14 protein-coding genes, 1 tRNA gene and 1 pseudogene are annotated in these 13380 nt (G+C 61.7%); 6 read left to right on the top strand and 10 right to left on the bottom strand.

Translation table 11 applies throughout. The features are described from left to right. Positions 1–32: 32 nt before the first annotated feature. The 5 genes from BQ8482_RS26145 to BQ8482_RS26125 all read right to left on the bottom strand — a co-directional run bounded on the left by BQ8482_RS26145 (position 33) and on the right by BQ8482_RS26125 (position 1853). Positions 33–452 (bottom strand): type II toxin-antitoxin system HicB family antitoxin, encoded by a 420-nt coding sequence (locus tag BQ8482_RS26145; protein ID WP_123150215.1) that lies wholly within the window; start codon positions 450–452, stop codon positions 33–35. A gap of 5 nt (positions 453–457) precedes the next feature. After that, positions 458–646, bottom strand: a complete 189-nt coding sequence (locus BQ8482_RS26140; protein ID WP_123150214.1) for a type II toxin-antitoxin system HicA family toxin — start codon at positions 644–646, stop codon at positions 458–460. 260 nt (positions 647–906) lie between these two features. Continuing rightward, positions 907–981 (bottom strand) — tRNA-Glu (locus tag BQ8482_RS26135). A 90-nt stretch (positions 982–1071) separates the two neighbouring features. Next, positions 1072–1479, bottom strand: coding sequence for a VOC family protein (locus BQ8482_RS26130; RefSeq protein WP_123150213.1), 408 nt, complete (start codon positions 1477–1479; stop codon positions 1072–1074). Continuing rightward, positions 1476–1853: a fimbrial protein gene (locus tag BQ8482_RS26125; protein ID WP_123150212.1), complete on the bottom strand. Its 378-nt coding sequence runs from the start codon at positions 1851–1853 to the stop codon at positions 1476–1478. Before BQ8482_RS26125 ends, BQ8482_RS26130 begins: the two co-directional genes overlap by 4 nt. Positions 1854–1879: 26 nt before the next feature. Here BQ8482_RS26125 and BQ8482_RS26120 point away from each other — a divergent pair, with 26 nt between their 5' ends. Both BQ8482_RS26120 and rpoH read left to right on the top strand, forming a co-directional pair. After that, positions 1880–2965 (top strand): RluA family pseudouridine synthase, encoded by a 1086-nt coding sequence (locus BQ8482_RS26120; protein ID WP_123150211.1) that lies wholly within the window; start codon positions 1880–1882, stop codon positions 2963–2965. 207 nt (positions 2966–3172) lie between these two features. Next, positions 3173–4084 carry an RNA polymerase sigma factor RpoH gene (rpoH, locus tag BQ8482_RS26115; RefSeq protein ID WP_029348727.1) on the top strand — a complete coding sequence of 304 codons (912 nt, stop codon included), beginning with the start codon at positions 3173–3175 and terminating at the stop codon, positions 4082–4084. 53 nt (positions 4085–4137) lie between these two features. Here the strand turns inward: rpoH and BQ8482_RS26110 are convergent. After that, a pseudogene (locus BQ8482_RS26110) lies at positions 4138–4278 on the bottom strand (DUF2274 domain-containing protein); the annotation flags it as partial. A gap of 303 nt (positions 4279–4581) precedes the next feature. Between BQ8482_RS26110 and BQ8482_RS26105 the strand changes: the two are divergent. Further along, complete coding sequence (locus BQ8482_RS26105; protein WP_244602965.1) at positions 4582–4989, top strand: hypothetical protein; 408 nt, start codon at positions 4582–4584, stop codon at positions 4987–4989. Between the two features lie 236 nt (positions 4990–5225). Here the strand turns inward: BQ8482_RS26105 and BQ8482_RS26095 are convergent, their stop codons facing one another. From BQ8482_RS26095 to BQ8482_RS26080, 4 genes are all read right to left on the bottom strand, one after another. Beyond that, positions 5226–6098, bottom strand: coding sequence for an MBL fold metallo-hydrolase (locus tag BQ8482_RS26095; protein WP_123150209.1), 873 nt, complete (start codon positions 6096–6098; stop codon positions 5226–5228). A 150-nt stretch (positions 6099–6248) separates the two neighbouring features. After that, entirely contained in the window at positions 6249–6908 is a 660-nt protein-coding gene (locus tag BQ8482_RS26090; RefSeq protein WP_123150208.1) for a peroxiredoxin, read from the bottom strand. Positions 6909–7082: 174 nt separating this feature from the next. Continuing rightward, positions 7083–7448, bottom strand: a complete 366-nt coding sequence (locus BQ8482_RS26085) for a cell division protein ZapA (protein WP_123150207.1) — start codon at positions 7446–7448, stop codon at positions 7083–7085. A gap of 11 nt (positions 7449–7459) precedes the next feature. Continuing rightward, the gene (locus BQ8482_RS26080) at positions 7460–7732 is read right to left on the bottom strand and encodes a DUF4164 domain-containing protein (protein WP_023797069.1); all 273 of its coding nucleotides are present in this window, start codon (positions 7730–7732) and stop codon (positions 7460–7462) included. Positions 7733–8037: 305 nt separating this feature from the next. Here BQ8482_RS26080 and tkt point away from each other — a divergent pair, with 305 nt between their 5' ends. From tkt to BQ8482_RS26065, 3 genes are all read left to right on the top strand, one after another. Beyond that, on the top strand, positions 8038–10029 hold the full coding sequence (tkt, locus tag BQ8482_RS26075; protein WP_123150206.1) for a transketolase: 1992 nt from the start codon (positions 8038–8040) through the stop codon (positions 10027–10029). A 154-nt stretch (positions 10030–10183) separates the two neighbouring features. Further along, a complete protein-coding gene (gene gap / locus BQ8482_RS26070; RefSeq protein ID WP_123150205.1) occupies positions 10184–11194 on the top strand; it encodes a type I glyceraldehyde-3-phosphate dehydrogenase in 1011 nt (336 codons plus the stop codon). A gap of 252 nt (positions 11195–11446) precedes the next feature. After that, positions 11447–13336: a potassium/proton antiporter gene (locus BQ8482_RS26065; protein ID WP_123150204.1), complete on the top strand. Its 1890-nt coding sequence runs from the start codon at positions 11447–11449 to the stop codon at positions 13334–13336. Positions 13337–13380 lie beyond the last annotated feature (44 nt).

Below are 13380 nucleotides of genomic sequence, written 5' to 3'. Positions count from 1 at the left end.
ACACGGCCGTGGCTCCGCTGCGCAAACGGTAGCTAAGCGCTGCGAGCCTTTAGGCCGCCCTCAAGCTCGATGACCCTTTGAGCCGCCTTCGCGATAAAGCCGGACCGGGTATAGCCGTGCGCCTCAGCAAAGGCGTCAATTTGGGTTAGAACATCTTCAGCGAGCGTGATGTTCACGCGGACAGCTTTCTTGGCCTCGGTCTTCACCGCAACCAGGATTGCAACGCCGTCTCGATTATCGGCGTCGGCCATGACATCTTCCAAGCTGGAGGGCTCTGGAATGGCTTCGCCATCTTCCACAAGCCCTTCGATGTGAAAGGCAAGGGCCTCTTCAGCCATAGCACGAGCGTCGTCTAGATCGGTGCCGGCGGTGACAACGCCGGGAAAATCAGGAAAGGACACACCGAAGTCGCTGTCGGTATCCTTATGGATCAATCCGATATACTGCTTCATTGCATCTACCTCAGCTTTAGACCGGATTGACGTTCAATGCTCCGCAGGGTTCCCAAAGGAATATCCCTTTTGCGGTGTGGAACCGTGACTCTACCGGCTTTCTTCTTGTGTTTGAACTGTGCATGGCTGCCCCTTCGAGCAACTTCATACCAACCATCCCCCTCTAGGGCTTTGATCACGTCTGCACTTTTCATGTGTATAAATACATACTAGCTGCAAAAGAATGCAAAAAAAAGCTAAAGTCAGTCTTTCAAATAGCCGTGTCCGGTCAAAGGCTAGGATTCTTCGGAGTGGGTTCCGGGCATTTATCGCACGCGCGGGGCCTATGGAAATTGCCCACGGTTGCGTCAGCGCCTCCAGACCCTCAGGTCCGCCAACATTGGCGGCCGTATATGGTCGCTCATCGACTAACATTCGATGCACAGATCGCAAGCGAGCTAAGCGTTGAAATCCTTGGTACGCCCAAGGGGAATCGAACCCCTGTTCCCGCCGTGAGAGGGCGGTGTCCTGACCGCTAGACGATGGGCGCGTTCAAGAACCGGCGATATAGGCTGACGGCTGGGAAAAAGCAACTGGCCTTCGGACAGTCTATGGTGCCGGGAAAACATCAGTCGCAAGCCTATCGTTTTGGCTCGATGAGGTCCCAGAGATTTCCATGGAGATCGGCGAAAACCGCCACAATGCCATAGGCCTCGTGGCGAGGCGCCTCACGGAATTCAACGCCCTTTTGGAGCATTGCCGCGTGGTCGCGGACAAAATCGTCGGTTTCAAGAAACAAAAAGACGCGGCCGCCGGTCTGGTTGCCGACGCTATCCCTTTGCGCATCATCGGCCGCTTCGGCCAGAAGCAGCCGCGCGCCCTGTTCGTTGGCCGGCGCCACCGTGACCCAGCGCTTGCCACCGCCAAGATCGACATCCTCGGTGAGCAAAAAGCCCAGCCTGTCGACATACCAGGAGATCGCCTCGTCATAGTTTCTGACGACGAGCGCGACGGTGGCGACGCGGCGATTTTCGGCGAAACCAGTCATTTGTTGCGGATCGAAAAGCGGCCGATGATCCGCCGCTCAGTGATGTCGTAGACAAAGATCGCGCGGCTGCCGTCGGCAAGCTCCGCATCGATGGAGACGCGGTTGCCGGCAAGCGACTGGCTGATGACCCTGGCGCCGACCGGCAGCACGATGTCGCCGGTCAGCGGCTCGCCGGCCGGCACCTGGATGTCGCCGGCAAGTGATGGGGCTGCCGGCGGCGTGGTGCGCGTTTTGTAGACAAGGGCAGCGATCACCACCATAAGGGCGAGGAACAGCAGGCCGAGATTGATGGCGACGAAGCGGACAAGCTTCTTGCGCACCTTTTCAACTTCGGGGTCGAGCGGCTTTTCCTCGTCTTCGTCGGCAGCAGCCATGGCAAAACATTCCGGAACGATTTTCGATGAGCGCTCATAACGAAGAGGCCCCCATATTGATAGAGGATGGATTAATGGAGGGCGGATCGCCAGACGGGGAATCGCCAAACAGGGGATCGATCGTGCTGGAAGCCGGTCCCGATGCGGCCGGCCAGCGCCTCGACCAATGGCTGGCTGGCAAGCTCGGTCCGGACATGTCGCGCAGCCGGGTGCAGATGCTGATCAGGCAGGGCGCGGTCAAGGTCGGCGGCCGGCCGGTCAACGAGACCAAGCGCAAGATGGCGGCCGGTGACTGCGTGTCGGTCGACATGCCGCAGCCGGAGCCGGCGGAGCCGCAAGGCGAGGAGATCCCGCTCGACGTCCTCTATGAAGACAACGAATTGATCGTCATCAACAAGCCGCCGGGGCTTGTCGTCCATCCGGGTGCCGGCAACTGGACCGGCACGCTGGTCAACGCTCTGATTCACCATTGTGGCGACAGTCTTTCCGGCATCGGCGGTGTGCGTCGGCCTGGCATCGTCCACCGCCTGGACAAGGAGACCAGCGGCGTCATGGTCGTCGCCAAGACTGACCGTGCCCACAAGTCATTGTCGGAGGCCTTTGCCGACCATGGCCTGACCGGCGATCTCAAGCGCGCCTATCTGGCCCTGGTCTGGGGCATCCCGATGAGACCGACAGGCACGGTCGACGAGCCGCTCGGCCGCGCCGCCGACCGCGTGCGCCGTGCCGTGGTGCCGGAGGGCCGTGACGATGCCCGCCACGCCGTCACCCATTTCTCGGTGATCGAGCGCTTTGGCGAGCAGCAAAAGGAATTTGCCACGGCGAGCCTGGTCGAATGCCGGCTCGAGACCGGCCGCACCCATCAAATCCGCGTCCACATGGCGCATATTGGCCATCCGGTGGTCGGCGATCCCGATTACGGCCAGGCCTTTCGCACCAAGGCGAACCGGCTGCCCGAGCCGCTGAAAGGTCGGGTGAAGGCATTTCCGCGACAGGCATTGCATGCCCGCCTGCTTGAATTTCGGCATCCGACTACCCATCTAACGATGAGGTTCGAGGCGCCTGTAGCGAGGGATATGGAGGAACTCGTCGACGGCTTTCGCAAACTCTGATCCGCCTTCCATCCATTCAAAACCTGATCGGCAAAAACCTGACCGGCGTTGTTCACTTTGGCGTGACACACTGTTTCGTGTTGAACCAATGCTGTCCTTTCTGGTTTTGTTCCTATATACACCGGTTGTCGCGAACGAGCCTTTGGCGTTCGCGATATATGCCCGCCGAATTTCGGGGGCACCACTCCAAGAGAGAGGGGCGCTATCATGGCCCAATCATTACCCAGTATCGTTTCCGGCGAAGGCGGCCTCAGCCGCTACCTGGAAGAAATCCGTCGCTTTCCGATGCTTCAGCCGCAGGAAGAGTACATGCTCGCCAAGCGTTACGCCGAGCATGAGGACACCACGGCTGCGCACAAGCTCGTCACCAGCCACCTTCGGCTCGTCGCCAAGATCGCCATGGGCTATCGCGGCTACGGCCTGCCGATCGGCGAGGTGATCTCGGAAGGCAATGTCGGCCTGATGCAGGCCGTCAAGAAATTCGAACCGGAGCGCGGCTTCCGGCTCGCCACCTACGCAATGTGGTGGATCAAGGCCTCGATCCAGGAATACATCCTGCGCTCGTGGAGCCTGGTCAAGATGGGCACGACCGCCAACCAGAAGCGCCTGTTCTTCAACCTGCGCAAGGTGAAGGGCAAGATCCAGGCGCTCGACGACGGCGATTTGAAGCCTGACCAGATCACCGAGATCGCCACCCGCCTCAACGTGTCCGAAGCGGAGGTGGTGTCGATGAACCGCCGCCTGTCGGGCGACGCCTCGCTCAACGCACCGATCCGGGCGAGCGAAGGTGAATCTGGTGAATGGCAGGACTGGCTCGTCGACGACCACGAAAGCCAGGAAGAAGCGCTGATCGAGCAGGACGAGCTGGAAAACCGGCGCGGCATGCTGTCGGGCGCTCTTGCCGTGCTCAACGAGCGCGAGCGGCGCATCTTCGAGGCGCGCCGCCTGGCCGAGGAGCCGCTGACGCTGGAAGAGCTGTCGGCCGAGTTCGACATCAGCCGCGAGCGCGTGCGCCAGATCGAGGTGCGCGCCTTCGAGAAGGTGCAGGACGCGGTCAAGGCCGCGGCCAAGCGCCAGATGCAGGCCCTGCGCACCATCGAGGCGCAGCCGGCCGCATAAAGCTTCCGACGGAAACAAATAACGGCGGCGTCAGGTAACTGGCGCCGCCTTTATTATGGGTCCTCGGACTGCCGGAAGAACTGTCGCTTGGTGTCATACTCTAGCCAGGGCTGCCGGTTCCGCCGCGCCTTCGCGAGCGCCCGATCCGTCGCCATAAACCGCTCAATCATCGGTGTGATCAGCCTGGCCGGCTCATAGCGGCATTATAGCAATTTTCCCCAAGCCCTGGAAACCGCAACGCTGCAAATTGTGGCGGCAATGTTCCGGCGCCGACACGGGCTTCCGTCGCGGAATTTCACAAGGCGGCGCTTGCGGCAAGCGGGCGCGACAAAGGGCCGCCGGGACTGCGCTGGGCAGTTGAGCTCGCCTATTTGGAAACCAAAGGCAGTATGACGATGACGATTTCTCCGTTTCTCACCGCTCTCGGATCCGAAGGTCCCCCAGCCGACCGAGCGAAAGACATGGACCTGTATGGATGGCTAATTGGAAGCTGGGAAATGGACACGGTCCACTACCTCGACGACGGCACAATCCAGAAGTGGAATGGAGAATGCCATTTTGGCTGGGTGCTCGAAGGCCGCGCGATCCAGGACGTCTGGATTAGGCCCAAGCGCCCTGCGCCGTCCACGATGTATGGCACGACTTTGCGCATCTTCGATCCTGGGATCGATGGCTGGCACATCATATGGAACGACCCGCTCAACCGAGATCACTCGCGCCAGATCGGGCGGGCCGAGGGTAAGGACATTGTCCAACTCGGCACTGACTCGCGCGGTCTGAAAACTCGATGGCGTTTCACCGAGATCACTGCCAACAGCTTCCACTGGATCGGCGAGGAAAGATCTTCCGAGAGCGACCCTTGGCAAATCACGTATGAACATTTAGTTCGCCGAACAAATCCCTGAAGCTAGCTGGCGTCTGCGCTGCCCCTCATCCGGCTGCCGCCATCTTCTCCCCATATAGTGACGGGGAGAAGAGGCAGATCGCACCGCCGCCACTCTTTCTTGCAACGTCGAAAATTAGCGAAATCGTCAGTGAAAGCGTCCTTCTCCCGGTCACTTTGCGGGGAGAAGTGCCCGGCAGGGCGATGAGGGGCGGCGCCGAGTTTGAATTAGAGTTGTAGTGCCAGCGACCCATCTGATCACAGGCAATCGAGCGGAAACTTCAGATAGCGGCGACCGTTGGATTCCGGTTCCGGCAAACGCCCGCCGTTCATGTTGACCTGCAGCGCATGCAGGATCAGCCTCGGCATCGGCAGCGTCCTGTCGCGCGCCTCGCGCAACGCCACGAAATCGGCCTCTGTCCTGCAGCCGGCAACATGGGTGTTCTTGGATTTCTGCTCCGCGACCGTGCTCTCCCACAAGGGTTCGCGTCCTTCCGTCTGGTAGTCATGGCCGACGAAAAGACGTGTCTCGTCCGGCAGCGCGAGGATATCCTGGATCGAACGCCAGAGTTGCGCGGCACTGCCGCCGGGAAAGTCCGCTCTCGCCGTGCCGCTGTCCGGCATGAACAGCGTATCATGGATGAAAGCGGCGTCGCCGATCACATAGGTGATCGAGGCCAGCGTGTGGCCTGGCGAAAAAAGCACCTTTGCCGGAATGGCGCCGACCGAAAAGGTCTCGCCATCGGCAAACAGCCTGTTCCACTGGGATCCGTCGGCAGGAAAATCCGGCCAGTTGTAGATCGCCTTCCACAATTTCTGGACGCCGACGACCTTCTCGCCGATCGCGGTGGGCGCTCCTGTCTTCGTGCTGAGATAGTGGGCCGCCGAGAAATGGTCCGCATGCGGGTGCGTGTCGAGGATCCACTCGACCTCCAGCCCGTTTTCCCTGATGAAATCGAGCAGAGCGTCGGCATTTTTCGTCGCCGTGGCGCCGGACTTCTCGTCGAAATCGAGGACCGGATCAATGATTGCGCATCGTCGCGTCTGCGGGTCGGCGACGACATACTGGATGGACCCGCTCGGCTTGTCGTAAAAGCCTGCCACCTGCAGCTTGGCCGATGTCGCGTCCAATCCCGGCTCCCTCAACTCCCACCCGGCAGGAATAGTTTTCCCTGCCGGGGTAAAAGAAGAGCATGTTCATTCGCCAACGCCACGCCGTCAAGCACCGCATGCTTCGCCGAGGCAAAAAGGCCGAAAATCCTTCCGTGCCGCCCTGGCCGCTCAGGCGGAGGGCTGCTTGGTCTTCCGGAGATACGGCAGGACCGTCTCGTAGGCGCCGAAACGCTTGATCGCGTCCTCATTGGAAACAGCTGCGGTGATGATGACGTCCTCGCCCTGCTTCCAGTTCGCCGGCGTCGCCACCTGGTGCTTGGCGGTCAACTGTATGGAATCGATCGCGCGCAGGATCTCATCGAAGTTGCGGCCGGTGGTCATCGGATAGGTGAGAACCAGCTTGATCTTCTTGTCGGGGCCGATGACGTAGACCGAACGCACCGTCGCGTTGTCTGCGGGTGTGCGCCCTTCCGAGGTTTCGCCGGCGCCGGCCGGCAGCATCTCGTAAAGCTTGGCGACCTTGAGATCCTTGTCGCCGATCAGCGGATAGTTCACCGATTGGCCGGTCGCCTTCTTGATATCATCCTGCCATTTGCCATGGCTTTCGACCGGGTCGACGGAAATGCCGATGATCTTGACGTTGCGCTTCTTGAACTCGCCTTCCAGGCCGGCCATCGTGCCGAGTTCGGTCGTGCAGACCGGCGTGAAATTCTTCGGATGGCTGAAAAGCACCGCCCAGCCGTCACCGATCCATTCGTGGAAGCTGATCGTCCCTTGCGTAGTTTCGGCCGTGAAATCCGGCGCGGTATCGTTGATACGGAGGCTCATGACGTGTCCCTACCCTGTGAGTGCAGATTGCAGCCGGCATTGACCGGCGCTGCTTTTGCCTTTCTACCACTCCGGCGTCATCCTTCAAACGCCTGTTGCGCCCGCATCAAGGCCGGCTGCGAAATATTTTCATTGCTTCTCGGCAAAGGCAGCAGGAATTTCCGCTGCGCTGGCTCAGCCCTTGTTCACCGCCAGCGTCGTCGCCAGGTCTTCCATGCGCTGGGCGAGCGCGCCAAGCGCTTGGGTCAGCACGGTATCGTTCTTATCGGCCTTGGTCAGCGCATCGTCACGCGTCTTGCGCAGCGTCAGCACTTCGCTTTCCATGCCCTTGACGCGTTTTTGCAATTCCGAAAGCTCGTCCATGACCATGATGCCGGCCATCACCGTCAGCCGCTGGTCGCCGATCTCGCCGAACGAATCCTTCAGATGCGAGACATAGCGGTCGAAGCGCTCGGCAAGATCGATCAGATGTTCTTCCTGGCCCTCGTCGCAAGCCATGCGATACTGCTTGCCGTCGATGGAAACCGTGACTTGTGCCATTGGGCCAGCCCCTATCTGTCCAACACGGCGCGGATGGTTTCCATGGCGGTCACCAGCCGACGCGACACTTCCTTGTTGGCGTCTTCCAGCCGTTCGGCGCGCGCTTCGGAATTGTCGAGTTCCTGCGCCAGCCGCGAGCGGTCGGCGTTCATGCGCTGCACCTCCGCCTCGGCTTCCGTATAGTCGCGCTCGTGCTCGAGCTTGGCCGCGACGGCATTTTCCAGCCCTTCGATGGCCTTACCCAGCCTGGCGATGACTTCCTTGAGTGTCGTTTCCCCGGTCATGGCTTTCGTCCTGCGCCCTGCCCATCACCGAATCATCCACGTTCAGAACGCGTTATGTCTGAAACATTACCCGCCGTGTGAAGGTGACGTCAACAAAGCTCTCGCGACTGTCCCCTGCTAACGCTAATGTAGAGCCCCCAAGGCCCTTCTGGGGCCATCACAAGACCGGCAAAAGCGCCAGTTTATTGACTAACAAGATCGGCAAAAGCGCGCCGGTTTGTTGACTAAAAAGCCGCGCCTGCTATGTGTCGCGCACCCTTTTCCAGGGCTCTCCCAAGGCCCCAAACCCCCACACTGGAGGAAGCATGACCTCGCGTGAACGACATGACCGGATGGCCAATGCGATCCGTTTTCTTTCCATGGACGCCGTCGAGAAGGCCCAGTCCGGCCACCCCGGCCTGCCCATGGGCTGCGCCGACATCGCCACCGTGCTGTTCACGCGGTTCCTGAAATACGATGCGAAGAGCCCGCATTGGCCCGATCGCGACCGCTTCATCCTGTCGGCCGGCCACGGTTCGATGCTGCTTTATTCGCTGCTTCATCTGACCGGCTACGAGGACATCACTCTCGACCAGATCAAGCATTTTCGGCAAGTGGGGTCGAGGACGGCAGGCCATCCCGAATATGGCCATGCCGCCGGCATCGAGACGACGACCGGCCCGCTCGGCCAGGGCCTTGCCAATTCCGTTGGCTTCGCACTCGGCGAGCGCATCATGAATGCCGCCTTCGGCAATGACCTGGTCGACCACTACACCTATGTGCTGGCCGGCGACGGCTGCCTGATGGAAGGCGTCTCGCAGGAGGCCATCGCACTTGCCGGACATCTCAAGCTGAACAAGCTGATCGTCTTTTGGGACAACAACAACATCTCGATCGACGGCCCGGTGTCGCTGGCCGACAACACCGATCAGGTCGCTCGCTTCCAGGCGTCCGGCTGGAACGCCAGCCACATCGACGGCCAGGATCCGGAAGCAATAGCCTATGCCATCGAGGCGGCCCGCCATTCCGACAAACCGACGATGATCGCCTGCAAGACGACGATCGGCTTCGGCGCCCCGACCAAGGCCGGCACCAACAAGGCACACGGTTCGCCGCTCGGCGCTGAGGAAATCGCCGGCGCGAGAAAATTCTTCGGTTGGGATTATCCGCCTTTCGAGCTTCCTGCCGATATCCTCGATGCCTGGCGCGACGCCGGCAAGACGGGCATCAAGGCACGCACCGACTGGGAAGGCCGCCTTGCCAAGGCCGACGCCCAATTGCGCAGCGAATTCGAGCGCCGCATCAGTGGTACGCTGCCGGCGAATTTCGACGCCGTCATCACCGACTACAAGAAAAAGCTCGCCGCCGATAAACCGAAGGTCGCCACCCGCAAATCGTCGGAAATGGCGCTCGAAATCATCAACGGCGCGGTGCCGGAAACCATCGGCGGCTCAGCCGACCTGACCGGCTCCAACAACACCAAGACCAGCCAGACCAAGAACATCACTGCCGACGACTACGGCCAGCGCTACGTTCACTACGGCGTCCGCGAGCACGGCATGGCTGCCGCGCTCAACGGACTGACGCTGCATGGCGGCATCATCGCCTATGGCGGCACGTTCATGTGCTTTTCCGACTACGCCCGCCCGTCGATGCGGCTTGCTTCGCTGATGGGCATCCGCTCGATCTTCGTCATGACCCATGATTCCATCGGTCTCGGCGAAGACGGCCCGACCCATCAGCCGGTCGAGCACCTGGCCGCGCTGCGCGCCATTCCGAACCACAATGTCTTCCGCCCGGCGGACGCGGTCGAGACCGCCGAATGCTGGCAACTGGCTATCGAGCAGGAAAAGACGCCTTCGACGCTGGCGCTGACCCGGCAGAACCTGCCGGCGGTGCGCAACGACTTCGTTGCGGAGAACCTCAGCCGCCAGGGCGCCTATGAGCTGGCCGCCGCCAGTGGCAATGCGGCGGTGACGATCTTCGCTTCGGGCTCGGAGGTCGAGATCGCGCTGGCGGCACGCGAGGCATTGGAGAAGCACGGCCATCCGACCCGCGTCGTCTCTGTCCCCTGCTTCGAATTGTTCGACAAGCAGAGCGCCGATTATCGCAACAAGACGATCGGCAACGCACCGATCAAGATTGCCATCGAAGCCGGCATCCGCCAGGGCTGGGATCATTTCATCGGCACCGACGGCATCTTCATCGGCATGACCGGCTTCGGCGCCTCTGGCACGATCGAACAGCTCTATCCGCATTTCGGCATCACCGCCGAAGCGACGGTGAAGGCAGCGGAAGCCCGCCTGCACGGCGAGTAAAGCCAGGCTCCCGCGAAACCGCGCATAGTGGTTTTGCGGGCAGCCTGCGTCTGGTGGACTTAAATCCAACCCATCGACGGCTGGATTCTTTGACAGCCCGCCGTTATGAAGCTGCGGACTTGATCTTCGGCCTCCAACTCCCAGGGAGAGAAAAATGACCGTCAGAGTTGCCATCAACGGATTCGGCCGCATCGGCCGCAACATCCTGCGCGCCATCCACGAATCCGGCCGCAAGGACATCGACGTCGTCGCCGTCAACGACCTCGGCCCGGTCGAGACCAACGCGCATCTGCTGCGCTTCGACAGCGTGCATGGCCGCTTCCCGCATGAAGTGACGGTTGACGGTGACCAGATCACCGTCGGCACCGAAAAATTCAAGGTCACCGCGATCAAGGACCCGACGCAGCTGCCGTGGAAGGATCTCGGCATCGACATCGCGCTCGAATGCACCGGCATCTTCACCGCCCGCGACAAGGCCGTCGCGCATCTGACCGCCGGCGCCAAGCGCGTCCTCGTCTCGGCGCCTGCGGAGGGCGCCGATCTCACCGTCGTCTATGGCATCAACCATGACAAGCTGACCAAGGACCACATCGTCATCTCGAACGCCTCCTGCACCACCAACTGCCTGGCGCCGCTGGCAGCCGTGCTGCATGAGGCCGTCGGCATCGAGAAAGGCATGATGACGACGATCCACTCCTACACCGGCGACCAGCCGACATTGGACACCATGCACAAGGATCTCTACCGTGCCCGCGCCGCGGCGCTGTCGCAGATCCCGACCTCGACCGGCGCGGCCAAGGCGATCGGCCTGGTGCTGCCCGACCTCAAGGGCAAGCTCGACGGCATCTCCATCCGCGTGCCGACCCCGAACGTCTCGGTCGTCGATTTCAAGTTCATCGCCAAGCGTGCGACCACGGTGCAGGAAATCAACGAGGCGGTGATCGCCGCCTCCAACGGCAAGCTGAAAGGCGTTCTCGCCGTCACCCGTCATCCGAACGTGTCGATCGACTTCAACCACGATCCGCATTCCTCGATCATGGCGCTCGACCAGACCAAGGTCATGGACGGCAACTTCGTTTCGGTGCTGTCCTGGTACGACAATGAATGGGGTTTTTCCAACCGCATGGCCGACACCGCCGTCGCGTTCGGCAAGACCATCGCCTGATCGCAGAACCATCTTCTTGCGACTTGAAGACGCCCGGCCTGTCCGGGCGTTTTCATGAGAGCGCCCAGCGCCCTTTTGGATGCGCAAACGACGCTCTAAGGGTTTGTTTGGCAAGACCGCGCCTTGAGCGCCAAAACACTCAAAAATCAGCGGCATAGGGCAAAAAACCACCCTCACGCCTTGCACCGGTCATGTCTTCGCCTCACTCTGCCGTAAAGCGAGAGGAACACGAATTCGCGGGGCAATTGGCGGATGGAGCATGCGATCTATCTCATGACGCTAGTCGGCGCCGCGCTCGTCGTCGCCGCCGCGTTTTCGAGTCTGATCGCCTTCCGCTTCGGCGCCCCTCTCTTGCTGCTGTTTCTCTGCATTGGCCTGGCCACGGGAACCGACGGCCTCGGCATCCCGTTCGACAATGCGCGGCTGGCTTATTTTGCCGGCTCACTGGCGCTGGCGGTCATCCTGTTCGATTCCGGTTTCGGCACGCCGCTCAACGCGTTGCGGCAGGCGGCCGGACCGGCGCTGTCGCTGGCGACCATCGGCGTCCTTTTGACCACTGGCCTGTTCGGCGCCGTCGCCCATTATCTGCTCGATCTCAGCTGGCTGGAATCCTTCCTGCTCGGGGCTGCCGTCGCCTCGACCGACGCGGCAGCGGTGTTCTTCCTGTTGCGCGCCGGCGAAATCAATTTGCGCGAACGCGTGCGTTCCACGCTCGAGGTGGAATCCGGCACCAATGACCCGATCGCCATCTTCCTGACCATAAGCCTGGTCGAGATCATCGCCGCCAACGCCAGCCCCGAGGCCAGGGCGCTGGTTACCGACCTCGTCCTCGGCTTCCTTCTCAACATGGGGCTTGGCGCCATTGTCGGCATTTTCGGCGGCCTCGCCATCGTTCGCCTCGTCGACCGGCTCAATCTCGACCACGGGCTGCTGCCGATCTTCGTGCTGACGCTGTCGCTGATGGTGTTCGCCGCCGCCGGCGCCATTGGCGGCTCCGGCTTTCTGGCGGTCTATCTCGCGGGCCTCATTGCCGGCAATTCCGACATCCGCGCCGTCACCATCCTCAAGCGCTTCCAGGACGGCATGTCGTGGCTGGCGCAGATCATCATGTTCCTGATCCTCGGCCTGTTCGCGACGCCCTCGCAATTTCCGGCGATCCTGCTGCCGGCGGTGCTGCTGGGCCTGTTCCTGATATTTGTGGCGCGGCCAATCGCCGTCTGGCTTTGCCTCATACCGTTTCGTCTGCCGCGCCCGGAAGTCGCCTTCGTCTCATGGGTGGGTCTGCGTGGCGCCGTGTCGATCCTGCTCGCCATCACGCCGCTGCTTGGCGGTCTTGAGAATGGCCGCCTCATCTTCAACACCGCCTTCATCGTGGTGTTGGTATCGCTGGTCATCCAGGGATGGACCGTCGGACCGCTGGCGCGCCGCCTCGGCCTGATCGTGCCGGCCCGCCTGGGTCCGTTGGACAAGGTCGAACTCGAATTGCCGGGCTCCGCCCATCACGAACTGCTCGCCTACCGCGTAGCACCTGGCAGCCCGGTGGCGCGCGGTGAGCGCATTCCGCGCTGGGCGCGGCCGTCGCTGGTGCTGCGTGATGGACGCTCGATGCGCTTCCAGGACATGGGCAGGCTCGCCGCCGGCGACCATGTCTACATCTTCGTGCCGGATCGCTATCCAGCCCTGCTCGACAAGCTGTTCGCCAGCCGCGCCGTGGTCGATCCCGAGGATGCGGACTTCTTCGGCGCCTTCGCCGTCGATCCGGCGCGCTCCGCCGCGGAACTGGAAGCCGCTTACGCGCCGGGCCTGACCGAGGAGGAACGCAAGCTGACCGTCGGCGACCTTGTGACGGAGCGGCTCGGCGGCCATGCCGAATATGCCGACCGCGTGCTGATTGGTCCGATCGAGCTGATCGTCCGCGACGTCGACGACAAGGGCAAGATTACTAGTCTCGGTCTTTCCCTCGAGCCGACCGCGCCGGTGGCACGGGTGCCGGTGTTCCTGAGTGCCGGCGAAATCGCCGACCGCATCGTTGCCTTTGTGCGCAATTGGCGCAAGCGGATCAAAAAGCGGAGTGCCGAGGCGCCGGCGGACGCGGAACCCGCTCCACAGCCGGTGGTGGAAAAGGCAACCGACGGGGGCTGACGGCGTCCGACACAAGCCGTGGTCATATTTTCTGCGTAGCACCA

Origin of the sequence: Mesorhizobium delmotii, assembly GCF_900149755.1 — a bacterium.
GTDB lineage: Bacteria > Pseudomonadota > Alphaproteobacteria > Rhizobiales > Rhizobiaceae > Mesorhizobium > Mesorhizobium delmotii.
The sequence above is the reverse complement of the archived record's forward strand: the minus strand, read 5'-3'. Positions and strand labels throughout refer to the sequence as shown.

Coding starts and splice junctions, on each gene's coding strand:
- BQ8482_RS26065 (WP_123150204.1), top strand. CDS start 11,447: ATGGAGCATGCGATCTATCTCATGACGCTAGTCGGCGCCGCGCTCGTC.
- BQ8482_RS26130 (WP_123150213.1), bottom strand. CDS start 1,479: ATGACTGGTTTCGCCGAAAATCGCCGCGTCGCCACCGTCGCGCTCGTC.
- BQ8482_RS26140 (WP_123150214.1), bottom strand. CDS start 646: ATGAAAAGTGCAGACGTGATCAAAGCCCTAGAGGGGGATGGTTGGTAT.
- BQ8482_RS26090 (WP_123150208.1), bottom strand. CDS start 6,908: ATGAGCCTCCGTATCAACGATACCGCGCCGGATTTCACGGCCGAAACT.
- gap (WP_123150205.1), top strand. CDS start 10,184: ATGACCGTCAGAGTTGCCATCAACGGATTCGGCCGCATCGGCCGCAAC.
- tkt (WP_123150206.1), top strand. CDS start 8,038: ATGACCTCGCGTGAACGACATGACCGGATGGCCAATGCGATCCGTTTT.
- BQ8482_RS26145 (WP_123150215.1), bottom strand. CDS start 452: ATGAAGCAGTATATCGGATTGATCCATAAGGATACCGACAGCGACTTC.
- BQ8482_RS26080 (WP_023797069.1), bottom strand. CDS start 7,732: ATGACCGGGGAAACGACACTCAAGGAAGTCATCGCCAGGCTGGGTAAG.
- BQ8482_RS26085 (WP_123150207.1), bottom strand. CDS start 7,448: ATGGCACAAGTCACGGTTTCCATCGACGGCAAGCAGTATCGCATGGCT.
- BQ8482_RS26105 (WP_244602965.1), top strand. CDS start 4,582: ATGGACACGGTCCACTACCTCGACGACGGCACAATCCAGAAGTGGAAT.
- BQ8482_RS26120 (WP_123150211.1), top strand. CDS start 1,880: ATGAGCGCTCATAACGAAGAGGCCCCCATATTGATAGAGGATGGATTA.
- rpoH (WP_029348727.1), top strand. CDS start 3,173: ATGGCCCAATCATTACCCAGTATCGTTTCCGGCGAAGGCGGCCTCAGC.
- BQ8482_RS26125 (WP_123150212.1), bottom strand. CDS start 1,853: ATGGCTGCTGCCGACGAAGACGAGGAAAAGCCGCTCGACCCCGAAGTT.